Source organism: Bradyrhizobium sp. UFLA03-84, from assembly GCF_002289535.1.
GTDB lineage: Bacteria > Pseudomonadota > Alphaproteobacteria > Rhizobiales > Xanthobacteraceae > Bradyrhizobium > Bradyrhizobium viridifuturi.
Window position 1 is genome coordinate 757,316 of record NZ_NSJY01000013.1, and the last position, 21,762, is coordinate 779,077.

At 64.6% G+C, this 21,762-nt stretch carries 17 protein-coding genes; all 17 read left to right on the forward strand.

The window, feature by feature from the left end; genetic code table 11:
* Positions 1 to 242 precede the first annotated feature (242 nt).
* Positions 243 to 1,349 (forward strand): efflux RND transporter periplasmic adaptor subunit, encoded by a 1,107-nt coding sequence (locus CK489_RS17685; RefSeq protein WP_095733134.1) that lies wholly within the window; start codon positions 243 to 245, stop codon positions 1,347 to 1,349.
* Positions 1,350 to 1,406: 57 nt separating this feature from the next.
* Entirely contained in the window at positions 1,407 to 4,544 is a 3,138-nt protein-coding gene (locus tag CK489_RS17690; RefSeq protein WP_095733135.1) for an efflux RND transporter permease subunit, read from the forward strand.
* Between the two features lie 21 nt (positions 4,545 to 4,565).
* Positions 4,566 to 5,174, forward strand: coding sequence for a TetR/AcrR family transcriptional regulator (locus CK489_RS17695; RefSeq protein WP_095733688.1), 609 nt, complete (start codon positions 4,566 to 4,568; stop codon positions 5,172 to 5,174).
* Between the two features lie 128 nt (positions 5,175 to 5,302).
* Positions 5,303 to 5,926, forward strand: a complete 624-nt coding sequence (locus CK489_RS17700; RefSeq protein ID WP_198960948.1) for a flavin reductase family protein — start codon at positions 5,303 to 5,305, stop codon at positions 5,924 to 5,926.
* Between the two features lie 402 nt (positions 5,927 to 6,328).
* Positions 6,329 to 7,573: an SMP-30/gluconolactonase/LRE family protein gene (locus CK489_RS17705; RefSeq protein ID WP_050627175.1), complete on the forward strand. Its 1,245-nt coding sequence runs from the start codon at positions 6,329 to 6,331 to the stop codon at positions 7,571 to 7,573.
* 206 nt (positions 7,574 to 7,779) lie between these two features.
* The gene (locus CK489_RS17710) at positions 7,780 to 10,047 is read left to right on the forward strand and encodes an acyl-CoA dehydrogenase (RefSeq protein WP_095733137.1); all 2,268 of its coding nucleotides are present in this window, start codon (positions 7,780 to 7,782) and stop codon (positions 10,045 to 10,047) included.
* The gene (locus CK489_RS17715) at positions 10,047 to 11,330 is read left to right on the forward strand and encodes an acetyl-CoA C-acetyltransferase (RefSeq protein WP_095733138.1); all 1,284 of its coding nucleotides are present in this window, start codon (positions 10,047 to 10,049) and stop codon (positions 11,328 to 11,330) included. The genes CK489_RS17710 and CK489_RS17715 overlap by 1 nt, the downstream gene beginning before the upstream one ends.
* 2 nt (positions 11,331 to 11,332) lie before the next feature.
* Positions 11,333 to 13,429 carry a 3-hydroxyacyl-CoA dehydrogenase NAD-binding domain-containing protein gene (locus CK489_RS17720; RefSeq protein WP_198960949.1) on the forward strand — a complete coding sequence of 699 codons (2,097 nt, stop codon included), beginning with the start codon at positions 11,333 to 11,335 and terminating at the stop codon, positions 13,427 to 13,429.
* A complete protein-coding gene (locus CK489_RS17725; protein WP_050627178.1) occupies positions 13,411 to 13,872 on the forward strand; it encodes an acyl-CoA thioesterase in 462 nt (153 codons plus the stop codon). Before CK489_RS17720 ends, CK489_RS17725 begins: the two co-directional genes overlap by 19 nt.
* Positions 13,873 to 14,036: 164 nt before the next feature.
* Complete coding sequence (locus tag CK489_RS17730) at positions 14,037 to 14,231, forward strand: hypothetical protein (RefSeq protein WP_095733140.1); 195 nt, start codon at positions 14,037 to 14,039, stop codon at positions 14,229 to 14,231.
* Between the two features lie 82 nt (positions 14,232 to 14,313).
* Positions 14,314 to 15,003 (forward strand): HAD family hydrolase, encoded by a 690-nt coding sequence (locus CK489_RS17735; RefSeq protein WP_095733141.1) that lies wholly within the window; start codon positions 14,314 to 14,316, stop codon positions 15,001 to 15,003.
* 163 nt (positions 15,004 to 15,166) lie between these two features.
* Positions 15,167 to 15,994 carry a DeoR/GlpR family DNA-binding transcription regulator gene (locus tag CK489_RS17740; RefSeq protein ID WP_050627180.1) on the forward strand — a complete coding sequence of 276 codons (828 nt, stop codon included), beginning with the start codon at positions 15,167 to 15,169 and terminating at the stop codon, positions 15,992 to 15,994.
* Positions 15,995 to 16,318: 324 nt separating this feature from the next.
* The gene (gene glpD / locus CK489_RS17745) at positions 16,319 to 17,863 is read left to right on the forward strand and encodes a glycerol-3-phosphate dehydrogenase (protein WP_095733142.1); all 1,545 of its coding nucleotides are present in this window, start codon (positions 16,319 to 16,321) and stop codon (positions 17,861 to 17,863) included.
* Positions 17,860 to 18,948: an ABC transporter ATP-binding protein gene (locus CK489_RS17750; protein WP_050627182.1), complete on the forward strand. Its 1,089-nt coding sequence runs from the start codon at positions 17,860 to 17,862 to the stop codon at positions 18,946 to 18,948. The genes glpD and CK489_RS17750 overlap by 4 nt, the downstream gene beginning before the upstream one ends.
* A 12-nt stretch (positions 18,949 to 18,960) precedes the next feature.
* The gene (locus CK489_RS17755) at positions 18,961 to 20,046 is read left to right on the forward strand and encodes an ABC transporter ATP-binding protein (RefSeq protein WP_095733143.1); all 1,086 of its coding nucleotides are present in this window, start codon (positions 18,961 to 18,963) and stop codon (positions 20,044 to 20,046) included.
* Positions 20,046 to 20,948 (forward strand): carbohydrate ABC transporter permease, encoded by a 903-nt coding sequence (locus CK489_RS17760; RefSeq protein WP_050627184.1) that lies wholly within the window; start codon positions 20,046 to 20,048, stop codon positions 20,946 to 20,948. The genes CK489_RS17755 and CK489_RS17760 overlap by 1 nt, the downstream gene beginning before the upstream one ends.
* Positions 20,948 to 21,754, forward strand: a complete 807-nt coding sequence (locus CK489_RS17765) for a carbohydrate ABC transporter permease (RefSeq protein WP_021075985.1) — start codon at positions 20,948 to 20,950, stop codon at positions 21,752 to 21,754. Before CK489_RS17760 ends, CK489_RS17765 begins: the two co-directional genes overlap by 1 nt.
* Positions 21,755 to 21,762 lie beyond the last annotated feature (8 nt).

Sequence of the window (21,762 nt, forward strand, 5' to 3'; positions counted from 1 at the left end):
GCTCTACCCATCCTACGATTTCGCTGGCCCGGATGGAGCGAAGCGTAGTCCGCGGACCATTGTCGCATCGGCCGCCTCCCGGATTTCGCTCCGCTCGATCCGGGCTACGCACCCCAAAACATTGGCCACTTCCGGCGCCGTTCACGGCCGTCCTCACGAACAGGTTACTACTGACGATTATTGACATTCATCAGTGATAAATCGATACTCTTCATCAGTCGTCAGCCCGATGGAGAATTCAGATGTTCGGCCGTTCTATTTTCTCGAGCTATTACAGGCTCTTGACGGGAGCATCGTTAGCTTTCGCGGTATTCGCGCTGACCGGCTGCAACGAAAAGGCGGCTGAAACCGCTGATCCGGGACGCCCGGTTCTGGTGGCGACCGTCCATTACGAAGCTGAAACCCCTGAGCGCAGCTTTGTCGGCACCATCAAGCCCCGTATCGAAGCCGATATGGGCTTTCGGGTTGCCGGCAAGGTGGCCAAGCGGCTGGTCGAGGTCGGACAGACAGTCGACGTCGACCAGCCCTTGGCCACCCTCGACGAGGTCGATCTGAAGCTGCAGGCCGAGCAGGCGGAGGCCGAATTCCGCGCCGCCACCGGCGTGCTGGCGCAGGCCGCGGCCGCCGAGCAGCGCGCCAAGGACCTGAAGGCCAAGGGCTGGACCACCGATGCGGCGCTCGATTCCGCCAAGGCGGCCGGCGACGAGGCGCGTGCCCGGCTGAACCGCGCCGAGCGTTCGGTCGAGCTGACCAAGAACTCCCTCTCTTATGCAACGCTGGTGGCCGACACCCGGGGTGTCGTCACAGCGACCATGATCGAGCCCGGCCAGGTGGTTGCCGCGGGCCAGGCCTCGATCCGTGTCGCCCGACTTGGTGAGAAGGAAGCCGTCGTCGCGATCCCAGAGACGCTTCTTGCTCGTGCCAGGTCGGGCGTTGCCACGGTGTCGCTGTGGTCGGATGCAAAGAAGACCTACGCCGCCAGGCTGCGCGAGGTCGCGCCGCAGGCCGACCCCGCCACCCGCACCTATCTTGCGAAATTCTCGCTGCCGGATGCCGACGACGCCGTGTCGCTCGGCATGACCGCGACGCTGACCTTGGCCGACAAGGCGAGCGAGCGCGTCGCCAAGTTGCCGCTGTCGGCGCTGTACAGCCAGGGCGGCGATCCCTCGCTCTACATCGTCGACGAAAAGGGGGAGGTCGCGCTCAAGCCGGTCAAGGTGAAGGCCTATGAGAGCAACAACGTCGTGATCTCCGGCGGCGTCGACGACGGCGCCAAGGTGGTCGCCCTCGGCGTGCAGAAACTCGATCCGAGCCAGAAGGTGCGGGTCGTGTCGTCGCTGTCGTTCTGATCCTCGCAATATCAGCAGAAACGGTTCTGGGACCTGGTCTAGAACTTGGAGAGTTCGATGAAGCGCTTCAACCTTTCGGCCTGGGCGGTCAGCCATCCGACGCTGGTGCTGTTCCTGATGATCATCCTCGGCGCCGCCGGCTTCTTCTCCTATCAGAAGCTTGGACGCGCCGAGGATCCGTTCTTCACCGTCAAGGTGGTGAACGTCTCGGTGATGTGGCCGGGCGCGACCTCGCAGGAAATGCAGATGCAGGTCGCCGATCCGATCGAGAAGAAGCTGCAGGAGCTGCCGTTCTTCGACAAGGTGCAGACCTATTCCAAGCCGGGCTTCACGGCGATGCAGGTCTCCTTCAAGGATTCGACCTCGCCGAAGGACGTGCCCTATCTCTTCTATCTCTTGCGCAAGAAGCTGGTCGACGTGCAGGGCGAGCTGCCCTCCGGCATCCTCGGCCCCGTCGTCAACGACGAATTCTCCGACGTCGATTCGATCCTCTATATGATGACCGGCGACGGCGCCAATTACGCGCAGCTGAAGAAGGTCGCCGAAGGCTTCCGGCAGCGGCTGCTGAAGGTGCCGGGTGTCACCAAGATCGACCTCTACGGCACCCAGGACGAGCGCATCTTCGTCGAGTTCTCACATGCCAAGCTGGCGACGCTCGGCATCACGCCGCAGGCGCTGTTCGATTCACTTGCCAAGCAGAACAATGTCACCCCGGCCGGCACCGTCGAGACGTCGTCGCAGCGCGTGCCGCTGCGCGTCACCGGCGCGCTTGACGGCGTCAAGGCGGTTGCCGAAACGCCGGTCGAGAGCAACGGCCGCGTGTTCCGGCTCGGCGATATCGCAACCGTCAGCCACGGCTATCTCGATCCGCCGACCTTCAAGGTCCGCCAGGAAGGCAAGCCCGCGCTCGGCATCGGCGTCGTCACCGCCAAGGGCGCCAACATCCTCGAGCTCGGCAAGGAGGTCCAGCAGGCGACCGCCGAGTTCCTGAAGGCGGTGCCGCAGGGCATCGACATCCAGCAGATCGCCGACCAGCCCAAGGTGGTCGAGCATGCCGTCGGCGAGTTCGTGCACTCCTTCGTCGAGGCGCTCGCGATCGTGCTGTTCGTCTCCTTCGTTGCGCTGGGCTGGCGCACCGGCATCGTGGTGGCGCTGTCGGTGCCGCTGGTGCTCGGCATCGTCTTCATCGTGATGAACGCGATGTCGCTCGACCTGCACCGCATCACGCTCGGCGCGCTGATCATCGCACTCGGCCTTCTGGTCGACGACGCCATCATCGCGGTCGAGATGATGGTGGTGAAAATGGAACAGGGCTGGGACCGCATGAAGGCGGCGTCCTTTGCCTGGGAATCCACCGCGTTTCCGATGCTCACGGGAACGCTGGTCACAGCCGCTGGCTTCCTCCCCATCGGCTTTGCCAATTCGGCGGTCGGCGAATATGCCGGCGGCATCTTCTGGATCGTGGCGATCGCGCTGGTCGCCTCCTGGTTCGTCGCGGTGATCTTCACGCCCTATATCGGCGTCAAGCTGCTGCCCAACATCAAGGTGCACCAGAACCACGATCCGCACGCGATCTACGAGACAAGGATGTATCGTGGCCTGCGCAGCGTCGTGCAGTGGTGTGTCGATCACCGCATCAAGGTGGTGGCGGCGACCGTCGGCGTGTTCGTCGCCGCGATCGTCGGCTTCGGCCACGTCCAGCAGCAGTTCTTCCCGCTGTCGGAGCGGCCCGAGCTGTTTCTGCAACTGCGTCTGCCCGAGGGCACGGCCTTCAACGTGACCGAGAAGGCGGTGAAGAAGGCCGAAGGGCTGTTGAAAGGCGATGACGACATCCAGACCTACACCGCCTATGTCGGCCAGGGCTCGCCGCGGTTCTGGCTCGGCCTCAATCCGCAGCTGCCGAACGAAGCCTTTGCCGAGATCGTGATTCTCGCCAAGAACGTCGAGGCGCGCGAGCGCGTCAAGGCGAAGATCGAGCAGGCTGCGGCCGACGGCGCGCTGAACGAGGCGCGGGTCCGGGTCGATCGCTTCAACTTCGGTCCGCCGGTCGGCTTTCCGGTCCAGTTCCGCGTGATCGGGCCGGACGCGAACAAGGTGCGCGACATCGCCTACCAGGTCCGCGAGGTCATGCGCCAGAACAAGAACGTCAAGGATGTCCAGCTCGACTGGAACGAGCAGTCGCCCTATCTGAAGCTCGCGGTCGACCAGGATCGGGCGCGCGCGCTCGGCCTGACCCCGCAGGACGTCTCGCAGGCGCTGGCGATGCTGATCTCCGGCGCGCCGGTCACCACGATCCGCGACGGCATCGAGAAGGTCGGCGTGGTCGCCCGTGCGGTGCCGTCCGAACGGCTCGACCTCGGCCGGGTCGGCGACCTCACCATCACGTCGCGCAATGGCGTGGCGGTCCCGCTGCAGCAGATTGCAAAGATCGAATATGCGCATGAGGAGCCGATCCTGTGGCGGCGCAACCGCGACATGGCGATCACGGTGCGCTCGGATGTCGTCGACGGCGTGCAGGCGCCCGACGTCACCAACCAGATCGCGCCCAGGCTGAAGGATATCCAGGCCCATCTCGAGCCGGCCTACCGGATCGAGCCGGGCGGCGCGTTCGAGGAATCCGCCAAGGGCAATGCGTCGATCTTCATCCTCTTCCCCGTGATGGTGATGGTGATGCTGACGCTGCTGATGATCCAGCTGCAGAGCTTCTCGCGCCTGACCCTGGTGTTCCTGACCGCGCCGCTCGGCATCGTCGGCGCCTCGCTCGGGCTCAACGTCGCCAACCAGCCGTTCGGCTTCGTGGCGCTGCTCGGCCTGATCGCGCTCGCCGGCATGATCATGCGCAACACCGTCATTCTGGTCGATCAGATCGAGAGCGACGTGGCGTCCGGGCTGACCCGGCGCGAGGCCATCGTCGAGGCCACGGTCCGGCGCGCCCGGCCGGTGGTGCTGACCGCGCTCGCGGCGATCCTCGCCATGATCCCGCTGTCGCGCTCGGCGTTCTGGGGCCCGATGGCGATCACCATCATGGGCGGTTTGTTTGTTGCGACTTTCCTGACCTTGCTGTATCTGCCGGGCCTTTATGCCCTCTGGTTCCGCAAGACCCTCGAGGAGAGCGGCCCTGAGCAGATCAATACTGCGCCGCAGCATGCCGGCGATGCGCAACACGCATTTCCACTTGCTGAAGCGGCTGAATAATTGAAGATTGAGCAGGCCAACATGACGCTGATCCAGGAACATAGCGAAACCGACACCCGCGAACGGATTCTCGTGGTGGCGGAGCGCTTGTTCCGGCAGATCGGCTACCAGAAGACCACGGTCGCCGACATCGCCAAAGAGTTGCGGATGAGCCCCGCCAACGTGTACCGCTTCTTCGATTCGAAGAAGTCGATCCACGAGGGCGTGGCGCGCGGCCTGATGGGCGAGGTCGAGATCGAGGCCCAGCGCATCGCGCGGTCGGAGGGACCGGCGGCGACGCGCCTGCGCCAGATGATGAAGACCATCAATCGCATGAACACCGAGCGCTATGTCGGCGACTCCAAGCTGCACGAGATGGTCGAGATCGCGATGCAGGAGGACTGGGACGTCTGTGTCGCCCATATGGATTGTATCGGCAACATCATCGGCGAGGTGATCGCGCAAGGCGCTGCCTCCGGCGAATTCGAGGTCAAGGACCTGCAACTCGCCGCGCTGTGCGCCTGCACGGCGATGATCCGGTTCTTCCATCCGCAGATGATCGCCCAATGCGCCACCAAACCGGGCCCGACCATCGACGAGATGATCGATTTCGTGATCGCCGGCCTGTCGCCGCGCATCCGCGCCAATTGAGCGCCAGGGCTGACGTTTTCGTCAGTTGACTTCGTTGTCATTCCGGGGCGATGCGTAGCATCGAACCCGGAATCTCGAGATTCCGGGTCTGGTGCTACGCACCATCCCGGAATGACGAGGGCCCCACCGTGACCGCGAAAGACCTGCACTTCTACGAGCCGAAGAACGGCCACGGCCTGAAGCACGATCCGTTCAATGCCATCGTGGCGCCGCGGCCGATCGGCTGGATCTCCTCGCGCGACAAGGACGGCAACGTCAACCTCGCGCCCTACAGCTTCTTCAACGCCTTCTGCTACGTGCCGCCGATCATCGGCTTCTCCTCCACCAACTGGAAGGACAGCGTCGCCAACATCCAGGACACCGGCGAATTCGTCTGGAACCTGGCGACGATGGATCTCGCCAAGCACATGAACGCGACCGCGGCGCACGTCGCGCGCGATGTCGACGAGTTCAAGCTCGCAGGGCTGACGCCGGTCGCCGGCAAGCTCGTCAACGTGCCGCGCGTTGCCGAAAGCCCGGTGTCGTTCGAATGCAAGGTGAGCCAGATCATTCAGCTCCAGGGTGCCGACGGCAAGAAGGCCGAGGCCTGGTTGACGCTCGGCGAGGTCGTCGCCGTCCACATCGACAAGGCCTTCATCAAGGACGGCGTCTACCAGACCGGTCTCGCGCACCCGATCGTCCGCGCCGGCCGGAGAGGGGACTATTTCGAAATCAAGCCGGAAAACATGTTCGAGATGGTCCGGCCGGATTGAGCTTGTCCGCGTAGCCGGACGTTTGTCTCACAAATTGTGCAACACACCCAGTGTCGTCCCTGCAAACGCAGGGACCCGTAACCACGAATGTTCGTTGTTGCATTATGCTGGAACGACGAGCCCCAATCACAACAGCCGCCGCGGCGTATGGGTCCCTGCGTTCGCAGGGACGACAGCCGTGAGTGTGGCGCGACGTGTGCATCAAGTGAACGAAGAGGGCTTACGGCGAGTACAGCGCTTTGCCGTCTCCCCGCAACGACGGAAGCGGAAACGGAAACCACGACAATGTGAAATTTCCGCGCGCTGTGATGAAAAACCGTCACTCGCAACCTCGGGGCGAGCAGTCTAACCTCCCGCGCGCCAGGCCGGATCAACGGCCGGCCAACAGAATGGGAGGATGCGATGACACGCCAACCGCGGAGCAATCCAACAGAAGAGCGGCGCGATCCGAACGTTTCACGCCGAACCCTCGTCCAGGGCCTTGCGGTTTCCGCGGCCGCTGGTGTGACGGGTATCGGCAGCGCTCTGGCCCAGAACGCACCCGCGCCGGTCGGGCCGCCGACGACCATCACCAGTCCGCCACGCGACTTCAGTCCGCGTGGTGCGCCGACCACCTATTTCTGGGATCCCGACGTCATTGCGGTCGATCCGTCCTTCAACGACCTGGCCCAGCCCAACACCTCGATCAAGCGCCTCTATACCGGCGCGCTGTGGTCGGAAGGCCCGGCCTGGAGCTCGCAGGGCCGCTATCTGCTGTGGAGCGACATCCCCAACAATCGGCAGATGCGCTGGTCGGAGGATGACGGCCATGTCAGCGTCTTCCGCATGCCGTCGAACTACTCGAACGGCAATTCGTTCGACTTCCAGGGCCGCCAGCTCTCCTGCGAGCATCTCACCCGCCGCGTGACGCGTTACGAGAATGACGGCACCGCGACCGTGCTTGCCGATTCATACAACGGCAAGCGGCTGAACTCACCGAACGACGTCGTCGCGCATCCCGACGGCAGCTACTGGTTCACCGATCCGCCCTATGGCAGCCAGCTCTATGAGGGCGAGCCGGACGCCGCAGGAGGTCCGGTCAACCCGGCCGGCAAGCTCAATCCGCGGATCGGTCAGCCGGCCGGCTTCGTGCCGTTCAAGCGCGAACTGCCGACCAATTGCTATCGCATCGATCCCTCCGGCCGCGTCGATCTCGTGGTCAGCGAGGATCAGGTGCCGGACCCGAACGGCCTTTGCTTCTCGCCCGATTACAAGAAGCTCTACGTGGTTTCGACCGGCAAGGGGCCCGGCGACACCGGCCCGGGCGGCAAGGGCGACGTCTTCGTGTTCGATGTCGGCGCCGACAACAAGCTCTCCAATGGCAAGCGGTTTAGCGACTTCACCATCGACGGCGTGAAGTGCGGACCGGACGGCATCCGCTGCGACGTCAACGGCAATGTCTGGTGCTCGAGCAATGCCGGCCGCGCGGTCGGCTACAACGGCGCGACGTGCTGGTCGCCGGAAGGCAAGCTGCTCGGCCGCATCCGCCTGCCGGAGGTCTGCGGCAACATCACCTTCGGCGGCCCCAAGCGCAACCGCCTGTTCATGGCCGCAAGCCAGTCGCTCTACGCGGTCTATACCGCGACCCAGGGCGCCGGACCGGCCTAGCTCGTCCCGCGCGGGGGTGGCGTCTGCGCCATCCCCCGCTACCTGATTGTCGCACCTCAGCTTTCGGAACTGAATGCGCAGCCTGCCGTTAACAAACGGCGGCTTGGCCGCGTCAATTTCGCTTTATTTGAACAGCGAAGTGTTCACCGGGGACCGGCACTTTCCGATAGGATTATGCATCCGCTGCCGATCCATGAGGACCCACCATGAGCTTCCGCCGCGATTACCTTTCCAAGCCGATCTTCTCCTGGGCGCGTGGCGTGCTGCCGACCATGTCGGACACCGAGCGCGAGGCGCTGGAAGCCGGCGACGTCTGGTGGGACGCCGATCTGTTCACCGGCAATCCCGACTGGTCGAAATTGCTGGCATTCGCGCCGGCCAAACTGACCGACGAGGAGACCGCCTTCCTGCACGGTCCGGTCGACGAACTCTGCACGATGCTCGACGAGTGGAAGATCAATTGGGAATGGCGCGATCTGCCGCCCGAGGTCTGGGCCTTCATCAAGGCCAAGAAGTTCTTCGGCATGATCATTCCCCGGGAATTCGGCGGCCTCGGCTTCTCGCCCTATGCGCATTCCGAAGTGGTGCGCAAGATCTCGTCGCGCTCGCTGACCGCGGCCGTCACCGTGATGGTGCCGAACTCGCTCGGGCCGGGCGAACTCCTGATGCGCTTCGGCACGAAAGAGCAGCAGGATAAATGGCTGCCGCGGCTCGCCGCCGGCCAGGACATTCCCTGCTTCGGTCTGACCAGCCCGGAGGCCGGCTCGGATGCCGCCTCGATGATCGACACCGGCATCATCTGCAAGGGCAATTTCGAAGGCCGTGAAGTCATCGGCCTGAAGCTGAACTGGCACAAGCGCTACATCACGCTCGGTCCGGTCGCGACGCTGCTCGGCCTTGCCTTCAAGGCCTATGATCCCGATCACCTCGTCGGCAACCAGGAAGAGCTCGGCATCACGGTTGCGCTGATCCCGACCCATCTGCCCGGCGTCTCGATCGGCCACCGTCATCTGCCGGCGATGCAGGTGTTCCAGAACGGCCCGAACTGGGGCAAGGACGTCTTCATCCCGCTCGACTACATCATCGGCGGCCAGGAGCGGCTCGGCCAGGGCTGGAAGATGCTGATGACGGCGCTCGCCGCCGGCCGCGGCATCTCGCTGCCGTCGCTATCGGCCGCCGGTGCCGCCTATGCCGCGCGCACCACCGGCGCCTATGCCCGCATCCGCGAGCAGTTCGGCATTTCCATTGCCAAGTTCGAGGGCATCGAGGAGCCGCTGGCGCGCATCGCCGGCACCGCCTATCTGCTCGACGCCGCGCGGCGGCTGACCTGTGCCGCGTTGAACGAGGGGCATCATCCCGCCGTCATCTCGGGGATCATGAAGCTGCACGCCACCGAACGGATGCGGATCGCGATCGACGACGCGATGGACATCCATGGCGGCAAGGCTGTGATCGACGGGCCGCAGAACTATCTCGGCGGGCTGTATCGCTCGGTGCCGGTCGGCATCACGGTCGAGGGCGCCAACATCCTGACCCGCAATCTGATCGTGTTCGGACAGGGCGCAATTCGCGCGCATCCCTATCTGTTGCAGGAGATGAACGCGCTCAGCGAGACCGATCGCGACAAAGGCCTCACGGCCTTCGACACCGCGTTCTGGAAGCATGTCGGCCACAGCTTCGCGACCATGTTCCGCGCCTGGGGCCGCAGCTGGAGCTTCGGCCTGTTCGCGCCGGCGCCGGACGCCGGCGATGCGACGGAGTTCTATCGCCAGCTCTCGCGCTATTCGTCGGCGTTCGCGCTGTGCGCCGATATGGCGCTGCTTACCCTCGGTGGTGCATTGAAGCGCAAGGAAATGCTCTCCGCGCGCTTCGGCGACATCCTGTCTGAACTTTACCTGCTGTCCGCCGCGCTGAAGCGCTGGCAGGATGAGGGCCGGCAGAAGGAGGATCTTCCCGCGCTCGAATGGTGCATGGCATCCGGCTTCAAGACCATCGAGAACCGCCTTGCCGAGATCCTCGCCAATCTGCCGAACCGCCCGGTGGCATGGCTGCTGAAATTCCTGGTTCAGCCGTTCGGCGCCCGCGTTACCGGTCCGTCGGACCGCGTCGTTCATCTGTGCGCGCAGCTCGTGCTGTCGCCGTCAGCGCCGCGCGACCGCCTGACGCCAGACCTTGCTTTTGTCGAGGACGACGGCGGCATCGCACGGCTGGAGAAGGCCTTCCGCCTCGTCACCGCGGCCGAAGATGCCGCCAAGCAGTTGCGTGCAGCGCGGCTGCATGACTGGAAGGAGGGCGTCAAGAAGGGCGTCATCACCCAGGATGACGGCGAGAAGCTCGCCGCGGCCCACGAGGCCGTCGCGAAGGTCATCGAGGTCGATGATTTTGCGCCCGAGGCGCTGTCCCCGATTTACAAGAAATCCGCCGACGTGCATCAGTTCTTCCAGGAGCTGGGTGAGCAGAGGGCGGCGAGCTGATGGCGCGACCAGTCTTTATCGTCGACGGCAGCCGGACGCCGTTCCTGAAGGCACGCTCCGGTCCCGGCCCGTTCACCCCGGTCGATCTCGCCGTGCAATGCGGCCGGCCGCTGCTGGCTCGGCAGCCATTCGCGCCTGATGCCTTCGACCAGGTCATTCTCGGCTGCGTCAACGTCATCGCCGACGAGATGAACCCGGCGCGGGTCGCGGCGCTCCGGCTCGGCATGGGCGAGCAGATGGTCGCCTTCACGGTGCAGATCAATTGCGGCTCCGGCATGCAGTCGATCGACACCGGCTATCGCTATATCCGCGAGGGCATCTCCGACCTGATCCTCGCCGGCGGCGCCGAGGCGTTGAGCCACGCGCCGCTGGTCTGGCCCAATTCCGGCGTGCGCTGGTTCGCCGGCTTTGCCGGAGCCAAGGGCTTAGGGGCCAAGATCGCCGCCGCGCTGAAAGTGAAGCCGAGCTACTTCAAGCCGATCATCGGCCTCGAGCGTGGGCTGACCGATCCGATCACCGAGCTCAACATGGGGCAGACCGCGGAGAAGGTCGGCCATCTCTTCGGCATCACCCGCGCGCAATCCGATGCGTACGCCGCCGAAAGCCATCAGCGGCTGGCGAAGGCGCAGAAGGAAGGCTTCCTCAAGGGCGAGGTCGAGACCGCGTTCTCGCGCGACGGCAAGTTCTACGATCATGACGACGGCGTTCGCCCGGACTCGACCGCCGAGACGCTGGCGAAGCTGCGGCCGGTGTTCGAGCGCCCATGGGGCCAGGTCACCGCCGGCAATTCCTCGCAGATCACCGACGGCGCCTCCTGGGTGATCCTGGCCTCCGAAACGGTGGTGGCCAAGCACGGGCTGACGCCGAAGGCCGTCATCCTCGACAGCCAGTGGTCGGCGCTCGATCCCTCGATCATGGGCCTCGGTCCGGTGCTGTCGGCGAGCGCGCTGTTGAAGCGCAACGGGCTGACCTTGCAGGAGGTCGAGACCTGGGAGCTCAACGAGGCCTTCGCGACTCAGGTGCTCGGCTGTCTCGCGGCCTGGAACGACGACAAATTCTGTCGCGAGATTTTGGGACTTGACGGCGCGGCGGGCGAGATCGACCGCGCGAAGTTGAACGTCGATGGTGGTGCGATCAGCCTCGGCCATCCGGTCGGCACCAGCGGCAACCGCATCGTGCTGCATCTGGTCAATGCGATGAAGCGGCTCGGCACCAGGCGCGGCGTCGCCACCGAATGCATCGGTGGCGGGCAGGGCGGCGCGATGTTGATAGAGACGGTGTGATCATGGATTCACGGATCATGGACCTTCTCGCCGACCGCGTGCTCGAGCTCGGGCCGAAGCCCGCCGCCGACAGCTCGTACAGGAATTTCAAGCTGACGCGTGATGAGGACGGCATTGCCTGGCTGCTGTTCGATCGCGCCGGTGTCAGCGCCAATACGCTGTCCGCCGATCTGCTCGAAGAGCTCGATGCCATCGTCACGGCGCTGGAGAGCGAGCGGCCGACCGGGCTCGTGGTGCGCTCGGCGAAAAAGAGCGGCTTCATCGCCGGCGCCGACGTCAACGAGTTTCGTGGCGCCAGCGAACCCGGCGCGGTCGAGACCGCGATCGGCCGTGCCCATGCGGTGATCGACCGGCTGGAGGCGTTGCGCGTGCCGTCGGTCGCTGTGATCCACGGCTTCTGTCTCGGCGGCGGCCTCGAGGTCGCGCTTGCCTGCCAGATGCGGATCGCGATCGACGATGCACGGTTCGGTTTTCCCGAGGTCATGCTCGGCCTGCACCCCGGCCTCGGCGGCACCGTGCGCTTCACTGAGCTGGTCAACCCGATGCAGGCGATGACCTTGATGCTGACCGGCAAGACGATCGACGCGCGCCGCGCCAAATCGCTCGGCCTGGTCGACGCCGTGACGCAGGAACGCCATGTCCGCAATGCGGTCAGGGACGCGGTGTTCGGCCGGCTGAAGCGCGCCAAGCCGGGTGCGCTCAACTCGCTGCTCAATCTCGGTCCGGTCAGGGGCTTCCTGGCCTCGCGGATGCGCAGCGAGGCCGAGAAGGCGGCGCCGCGCAAGCATTATCCGGCGCCTTACGCGCTGATCGATCTCTGGGAAAAGCACGCCGGCAATCGCTCGGCGATGCTGAACGCCGAGAAGGCCTCGTTCGCCAATCTGATGGTGACGCCGACCGCGCAGAATCTGATCCGCGTCTTCTTCCTGCGTGAGCAGATGAAGAAGGTCGCAGGCAGCGGCAACAAGGTTGCGCACGTCCATGTCATCGGCGCCGGCGCGATGGGCGGCGACATCGCGGCCTGGTGCGCCAACCAGGACATGCGGGTGACCTTGGCCGACATGAAGGCCGAGCCAATCGCGGGCGCGATGAAGCGCGCCTCAGACCTGTTCGGCAAGATCATGCGCAAGAAGACCGACCAGCGCGACGCGCTCGACCGGCTGATCCCCGACATGGACGGCGACGGCGTGCGCAACGCCGATCTGATCATCGAGGCGGTGCCGGAAAAGCTCGAGCTGAAGCAGAAGATCTATGCCGGTCTCGAGCCGAAGATGAAGCAGGGCGCGATCCTCGCCACCAACACGTCGAGCATCCCGCTGCAGGATCTGCGCACCACGCTCGCAACGCCGGAGCGTCTGCTCGGCTTGCATTTCTTCAACCCGGTGTCGCGGCTGCAGCTCGTCGAGGTCGTCAGCCATGACAGCGCCGATGCCAGCCTGCTCAGGCAGGCGATGGCCTTCGTCGGCGCCATCGACCGCCTGCCGCTGCCGGTGAAGAGCTCGCCGGGCTTCCTCGTCAACCGCGCGCTGACGCCGTACATGCTGGAAGCCATGATGATGCTGGATGAGAAGACCGACCAGCGCCTGATCGACGCGGCCGCCGTCGAGTTCGGCATGCCGATGGGGCCGATCGAGCTTGCCGACCAGGTCGGCCTCGATATCTGCCTCGATGTCGGCGACATGCTGCGCTCCAAGTTCGGCGACAGCTTGCCGCCGACGCCGGCGTGGCTGCGCGAAAAGGTCGCCAAGGGCGAGCTCGGCCGCAAGACCGGCAAGGGCTTCTATACCTGGAAGGATGGCAAGGCGGAGAAGACGCCGCTGCCGGAGACCGGCCCCAAGGTAAGCGACGAAATGATCGATCGGCTGGTGCTGCCGATCTCGAATGTCTGCGTCGCCGCCTTGCGCGAAGGCATTGTCGACGATCCCGACATGGTCGACGGCGCGATGATCTTCGGCACCGGCTATGCCCCGTTCCGTGGTGGCCCGCTCAACTATGCACGCACGCGCGGCGTTGATAATGTTGTGTCGGCCATGCAATCGCTGATGCGCAAGTTCGGCGGACGATTTGCGCCGGATACCGGCTGGGAGAGCTTCAAGTGACCGACACCCAAGCGCCCGAAACTCATGTTCACGCGCCGCCGATCAGCGGCAACGAGCCGCAGGGCGATCTTTGCATTCGCACGCTGGCGATGCCGGCCGACACCAATGCCAATGGCGACATCTTCGGCGGCTGGCTGCTCAGCCAGATGGATCTGGGCGGTGGTGTGTTCGCGGGCAAGGTTGCGAGGTCCCGCACCGTGACGGTCGCGATCGAGGCGATGAACTTCCGCAAGGCGGTCTATGTCGGCGATCTCGTCTCGGTGCACGCCAATCTCGTGCGCGTCGGGCGCACCTCGATCACGGTGCATCTCGAAGCCTGGGTGCTGCGTCGCCGCGAGCAGCAGTCGATCCTCGTCACCGACGGCAATTTCACCTATGTCTCGATCGACGAGCAGGGCCATCCGCAACCGATCCAGCGCGACGGCGCGACGATTTCGACCTGATGTTTTTCACACGAAAACGCCGTTGATTCGGCGCGAGTGAAACGCGTCGAAACTGAGACCGGAGCGCGGCTCGATTGCAAAAACGGCGCTTCGCTTCGCAAATAAACCGAGGAACAAACAGACGATGACACCGTTGTCGGGCCGGAATCAAACCGAGGCCGACAATGTCCGAGTGCTATGTCATCGAAGTGAGTTCACAGACCGCGGGTATCGTGGTGCGCGACACCGGCGGTTATGCGTTTTTTGCCGCCTCGCACCGCTTCCACGCCCTCGAAGGCCAGGTTTTTCGCAATGCACGTGAGGCCGAGCGCGCCGCGCGACGGCTTGTCACTGGGCAAGATCTGCAGCTGGCCTCCTGACATGCGGCTACGTCGGCGCGTCATTTGCGTGCGCCGCGAGAGTCTGTATTGATGCGTCCGGATTCACGGAATATCTCCCCGGATGTTGCAGACACAAGGCCAAGCGTCGCGGACACAGGGTGCACTGCTGTTCGATATCGACGGCACGCTCGCCGACACCGATCCGCTGCATCTGGCAGCGTTCAACCGGGTGCTCGGCCCTCATGGACACTCCTTCGATCACGCGCGCTTCGGAAGGGAGCTGCAAGGCTTCTCCAATGTCTCGATCGGCGAGCGCTTCCTCGCCCACGAGCCGCCTGAACGCCGCGCTGGCATCCTCGGTGAGAAAGAGCGGATCTTCCGCGAACTGGTCAGTGGCCAGATCGTGCCGGTGCCGGGATTGATGGCGCTGCTCGACCGGGCCGATCGCGCCGGCGTGCCGATGGTGGCGGTGACCAATGCGCCGCGCGCGAACGCCGAATTGCTGCTTTCCGGACTGGGCGTCGTGCACCGTTTCAAGGCGCTCGTGATCGGCGACGAACTGGCGCACGGCAAGCCGCACCCATTGCCGTATCTCGAGGGGCTGCGCCTCGTCGGCGCCGTGGCATCCGCGTCGCTGGCGTTCGAGGACTCGCGTTCCGGCATTCAGTCCGCGACGGCGGCAGGCATCGCCACGATCGGAATGAGAACCGGGCTCAGCCATGCCGACCTGCTTGCGGCCGGCGCGGTCGCCAGCGCCCGGGCGTTCGACGATCCCGAATTGATCCGCCTGGTCGCGTCGGCCATGGCTTGATGAATCGGTATTGCTGCAACGCAGTTCTTAACCCCAGCGATGCTTGCTCGTTGACCTCGGTGCCGAACGGTCGCACCATGAGCGAGAGCATGATCCGGAAAAGTGGAAACCGGTTTTCCGAAATGACCATGCTCCAACCAATTGCCGTTTCAAGGGGGCCGCCGTGGCCGGACTCTCCCATCGCCAGACTGAAATCCTCAACATTGCACGCGCATTCGGCCGGGTCATGGTCGAGGACCTTGCCAAGCGGTTCGAGGTGTCGGCGCAGACCATCCGCAAGGACCTCAACGATCTCTGCGACGAGCGGTCGCTGACCCGCATCCATGGCGGTGCGATCATCGCCTCGGGCGTCGAGAACCTCGCCTATGAAGCGCGGCGCTTCGTTGCCGCCGAGGAGAAGAAGGCGATCGGCGCCGCCGCGGCGGCGCGGATTCCGAACGGCTGCTCGCTGTTCATCAATATCGGCACCACCACGGAGGAGGTCGCGAGCGCGCTGACCTCGCACGAGGACCTGCTCGTCATCACCAACAACCTCAACGTCGCGATGCTGCTCTATCGTCATCCGCGCATCGAGGTGGTGGTGGCCGGCGGCACGGTGCGCCGCGCCGACGGTGCAGTGGTCGGCTCGACCGCGACGCAGCTGATCGGCCAGTTCAAGGTCGATTACGCCATCATCGGCGCCTCCGCGATCGACGAGGAGGGTGCGCTGCTCGACTTCGACTATCGCGAGGTGCAGGTGGCGCAGGCGATCATCGCCAACGCGCGCAACGTGATGCTGGTGTCGGATGCGACAAAACTCCGCCGCAGCGCGCCGGTGCGCATCGCCCATATGAGCCAGATCCAGACCTTCGTGACCGACTCGCCCTTGCCTGCGGGCCTCGCCAACATCTGCCACAGCAGAGGGATCGAGGTCGTCGTCGCGATGGACAAGCCGCAAGTCGATATCGACGACAACGCCGATGCGGCGCAGGCGACGCTGCGCAGCGCTTAGCGCTGAATTGTCGGTGCTCTGAATCGTCTGTGCCTTCGCTGACTCGTCGACGACATCCAAATTAGATACGCGGCCGTTCACCCCCTCCAGGGGAGGATGAAGCGGCTCGATTGCGCTTGCACCTCAGCGATAACGGCGCCGCCGCTGCGCGGGGGGCGACGGTCCGAGATTCGTGCATGGCTCTGCCCCCGCTACGACCATCCCGCCCAAAAAATCCCCAGCTCAAGTTCCCCGTTTTCGCTTTGCTTTCGTTTTTTGTTGTGATCTACTCCAATCCGAAAGTAAAACCGCCAAAGCGAAGGCGGTTGCCGGGGGAAGCATTCTTTGGATCAGATTTACGACCTCGCCATCATCGGAGGCGGCGTTAATGGCTGCGGCATCGCGCGCGATGCGGCGGGCCGGGGTAATTCTGTTTTCCTGTGTGAAATGAATGACTTGGCCAGCGGGACGTCGTCCTGGTCGACCAAGCTCGTGCATGGCGGCCTGCGCTATCTCGAATATTACGAGTTTCGTTTGGTGCGCGAGGCGCTGATCGAGCGCGAGATCCTCTGGCAGATCGCGCCCCACATCATTCGACCGCTGCGTTTCGTTTTGCCGCACCACGCGGGCCTGCGCCCGGCCTGGCTGCTGCGGCTCGGCCTCTTCCTCTACGATCATATCGGCGGCCGGCATCTGTTGCCGGCGACGCGCTCGGTCGATCTGACCCGCGACGTGGTCGGCAAGCCGCTGATCCCCGGCCGCTACACCAAGGGCTTTGAATATTCCGACTGCTTCGTCGACGATGCGCGGCTGGTTGCGCTGACCGCGCGCGACGCCGCCGATCGCGGCGCCGAGATCCGCACCCGCACCCGCGCGGTCGAGACCCGGCAGGTTGACGGCATCTGGCACGTCACGGTCGAGGATGCGACGAGCGGCTCGCGTGAGACGATTAAGGCGCGCGTGCTGGTCAATGCCGGCGGTCCCTGGGTCGAGCAGGTGCTGGCGTCAGGCGCCGGCGTCAACGCGCGGGCCAAGGTGCGCCTGGTGCAGGGCTCGCACATCGTGGTGCCCAAGCTCTACGACCACGACCGCGCCTACATCTTCCAGAATGCCGACGGCCGCATCATCTTCGTGATTCCCTATCAGAACGAATTTTCGCTGATCGGCACTACCGATCGCGACTATGACGGCGATCCGGCCAAGGTGAAGGCGACGCAGGAGGAGATCGAGTATCTCTGCGCCTCCGCAAGCGAATACCTCGCCAAGCCGGTGAAGCCGCAGGACGTGGTTTGGGATTACTCCGGCGTGCGTCCGCTCTATGACGACGGCGCGAGCGAGGCCAAGGCCGCGACCCGCGACTATGTGTTCGAGCTCGATACGCCCGGCGGTGCGCCGCTGCTGTCGATCTATGGCGGCAAGATCACGACCTATCGCCGGCTGTCCGAAGAGGCGCTGGAGCGGCTCGCGCCTTATCTAAAGGGCGCGAAAGCGCAGGAGGGCTGGACCGGCAAGGCGCCGCTGCCCGGCGGCGACATGGATGTCTCCGCGGTCGCGGCGCTCGCCGCCGAACTGGTTCGCAACCATCCGTTCCTCGCGCAGCCCCACGCCAACCGTCTCGCGCACGCCTACGGCACGCGTGCCGCAAAGGTCCTCGGCAATGCAGCATCGGCTGAAGATCTCGGTCGCTCGTTCGGCGCGACCTTGACGGAGAGTGAAGTCCGGTACCTGATGGCAAACGAATGGGCTCGGACTGCGGAAGATGTCGTCTGGCGACGATCCAAGCTGGGCTTGCGGATGACGGCGGGTGAAATCGCCGCGCTCGATGAGTGGATGGCCGCCAACCGCGTGTCCGGTGAACGTCCCCTCCGCGAAGCGGGAGGACGGGCATGAGCGTTGCACTGCAGAACGTCACGCGAACCGTGGATGGCGTTCCGACTATCCGCGATGTGTCGCTGACGCTGGAGCGTGGCACGCTCAGCGTGCTGCTCGGGCCGACGCTGTCGGGCAAGACCTCGATCATGCGGCTGCTCGCCGGCCTCGACAAGCCGGCCACCGGGCGCGTGCTGGTCGACGGCAAGGACGTCACCGGCGCCGACGTGCGGCAGCGCTCGGTCGCGATGGTCTACCAGCAGTTCATCAACTATCCCTCGCTGACGGTCTACGAGAACATCGCCTCGCCGCTGCGGGTGCAGGGCAAGCCGAAGGCCGAGATCGAGAAGCGGGTCGCCGAAGCGGCCGCTCTGTTGCGGCTCGAGCCTTATCTGAAGCGCACGCCGCTGCAGCTCTCCGGCGGCCAGCAGCAGCGCACCGCGATCGCCCGCGCGCTGGTCAAGGGCGCCGACCTCGTGCTGCTCGACGAGCCGCTCGCCAACCTCGACTACAAGCTGCGCGAGGAGCTGCGTGCCGAACTGCCGCGCATCTTCGAGGCCTCCGGCGCGATCTTCGTCTACGCCACCACCGAGCCGTCGGAGGCGCTGTTGCTCGGCGGCGATACGGTGTGCATGTGGGAAGGCCAGGCGCTGCAGACCGGCGCGACGCCGAAGGTCTACCGTCATCCCGACACGTTGCGCGTCGCGCAGGTGTTCTCCGATCCGCCGCTCAACATCATCGGCATCGAAAAGAAGGGTGACCGGGTGATCTATGCCGGTGGTGAGCAGGCGCCCGCGGCCGGCCTCTATGCCAGCCTGCCTGACGGCGCCTACCGGATCGGTTTCCGCGCCCACCAGCTCGATGTCGGCAACGTCGCGGCCGGCCGCCACAAATTCGCTGCCACCGTGACCGTGACCGAGATCACCGGCTCGGAGAGCTTCGTGCACGTCCATGTCCATGACTCCAACTGGGTCGCGGTGCTGCACGGCGTGCACGAATATGAACCCGGGCAGGTGCTCGACGCCGCGCTCGATCCCGACAACATCTTCGTGTTCGACGCGGCCGACCGCCTCGTCGCTTCACCCGCAACAAATTTCTCGAAGTGAGGGAGATGCTTCATGGCTCGCATTGACCTCGTCGATCTCGCGCAGTCCTACAACGGCAATGATGCGCCGCTGGAATCGTTCGCGCTGAAGCCGGTCACCATGACCTGGCGGCAGGGCGGCGCCTATGCGTTGCTCGGGCCGTCCGGCTGCGGCAAGACCACGCTACTCAATTTGATTTCCGGCATCGTGACGCCGTCGCGCGGACAGATCCTGTTCGACGGCCGTGACATCACGCCGCTGTCGACGCAGAAGCGCAACATCGCGCAGGTGTTCCAGTTCCCTGTGATCTACGACACCATGACGGTGGGCGAGAATCTGGCGTTCCCGCTGAAGAACCGCGGCATCGCCAAGGCCGAGGTCGATGCACGGGTCAAGCAGATCGCCGGTCTGCTCGACCTCACACCGTACCTGAACCGCAAGGCGACGCGGCTGACCGCCGACGCCAAGCAGAAGATCTCGCTCGGCCGCGGTCTGGTGCGTTCCGACGTCGCCGCCGTGTTGTTCGACGAGCCGCTGACGGTGATCGATCCCGAGCTGAAGTGGCAATTGCGCTCTAAGCTGAAGGCGCTGCATCGAGAGCTCGACCTCACGATGATCTACGTCACCCATGATCAGACCGAGGCGCTGACCTTCGCCGACACCGTGGTCGTCATGCATGATGGCCGCGTGGTGCAGAGCGGAACGCCAGCCGAACTGTTCGACAAGCCGGCGCACACCTTCGTCGGCTATTTCATCGGTTCGCCCGGCATGAACATCGTGCCCGCCGAGGTCTCAGGCCACGAGGCGCGGATCGACGGCCATGTCATCGGCCTGCATCGCAACTATGGTGTCCTGCCGGCCGGCAAGAAGATCGAGATCGGCGTACGGCCGGAGTTCGTCGATGTCGCGGCGCCCGCGTCGGGACTGCTCTCGGCCACCATCGAACGGATCGACGATCTCGGCCGCATCCAGTTCGCCCGCGTGCGCGTCGGCAATACCAAGCTCGCGGCGCGCGTGCCGCCGGGCTTCTCGGTCTCCGGCGATACCGCCGGTCTCGTTTTCAATCCCGCCTATGTCCACGTCTATGCCGACAGCCATTTGGTGGAAGGGGTCGCCTGATGGACAAGACGATCAACCAAAAAGCCTGGTTCCTGGTGCTGCCGGTGTTCCTGGTGGTCGCGTTCTCGGCAGTGCTGCCGCTGATGACGGTCGTGAACTATTCGATGCAGGACACCTTCGGCAACAACCAGTTCTTCTGGAACGGCGTCGGCTGGTTCAAGGAGCTGCTCGATCCCTCGACCGATCTCGGCGGCCGCTTCCTGGCCTCGCTCGGCCGTAATCTGTTCTTCTCCGCCGTGATCCTTGCGATCGAGGTGCCGCTCGGCATCGTCGTCGCGCTGTCGATGCCGCGCGAGGGCTGGAGCGTCGCGGCCTGCCTCGTCATCCTCGCGTTGCCGCTGCTGATTCCGTGGAACGTGGTCGGAACCATCTGGCAGATCTTCGGCCGGCCCGACATCGGCCTGCTCGGCTATGTGCTGAACCATCTCGGCTTCAATTACAATTACGTCTCCAATGAAGTCGACGCCTGGGTCACCGTCATCGTGATGGACGTCTGGCACTGGACCAGCCTCGTCGCGCTGCTGTGCTACGCCGGCCTGAAGTCGATCCCCGACGCCTATTACCAGGCGGCGCAGATCGACGGCGCCTCGCGCTGGGCGGTGTTCAAGGCGATCCAGCTGCCGAAGATGAACCGCGTGCTGCTGATCGCGGTGCTGCTGCGCTTCATGGACAGCTTCATGATCTACACCGAGCCGTTCGTGGTCACCGGCGGCGGTCCCGGCAACTCGACGACCTTCGTCTCGATCGAGCTCGTCAAGATCGCGCTCGGCCAGTTCGACCTCGGCAAGGCCGCGGCGCTCTCGCTGGTCTACAATCTGATCATCCTGATCGTGTGCTGGGTGTTCTACACCGTGATGACCAATGCCGGCTCCGAGCGTCCGGTCAAGGAAGGAGCGGCGTGATGCACTCGATCCCCGGCCGCCGCCTGATCATGGCGCTGTTCCTGATCTTCCTGCTGTTGCCGATCTACTGGCTCGTCAACATGAGCTTCAAGACCAACGCCGAGATCGTCTCGACGATGACCTTGTGGCCGCACACGCCGACGCTGCAGCACTACCGACGCATCTTCACCGACGAGAGCTGGTATTCAGGCTACATTAATTCGCTGGAATATGTCGTCATCAACACCGTGATCTCGATCGCGGTGGCGCTGCCGGCGGCCTACGCGTTCTCGCGCTACCGCTTCCTCGGCGACAAGCATCTGTTCTTCTGGCTGCTGTCGAACCGCATGGCACCGGCGGCGGTCTATGCGCTGCCGTTCTTCAACCTCTATTCGGCGATCGGCCTGTTCGATACGCCGTGGGCGGTCGCGCTCGCGCACTGCATCTTCAACGTGCCGCTGGCGGTGTGGATCCTCGAAGGCTTCGTCTCCGGCGTGCCGCGCGAGATCGACGAGACCGCGTTCCTCGACGGCTATTCGTTCCCGCGCTTCTTCATCAAGATCCTGGTGCCGCTGATCGCGAGCGGCATCGGCGTCGCCGCGTTCTTCTGCTTCATGTTCTCCTGGGTCGAGCTGCTGCTGGCGCGCACGCTGACTTCGGTGCAGGCCAAGCCGATCGCGGCGATCATGACGCGCACGGTGTCGGCTGCCGGCATGGACTGGGGTCTGCTTGCCGCCGCCGGCGTGCTCACCATCATCCCCGGCGCGCTCGTGATCTGGTTCGTCCGCAACTACATCGCGCGCGGCTTCGCGCTCGGCCGGGTTTAGGAGGCGCC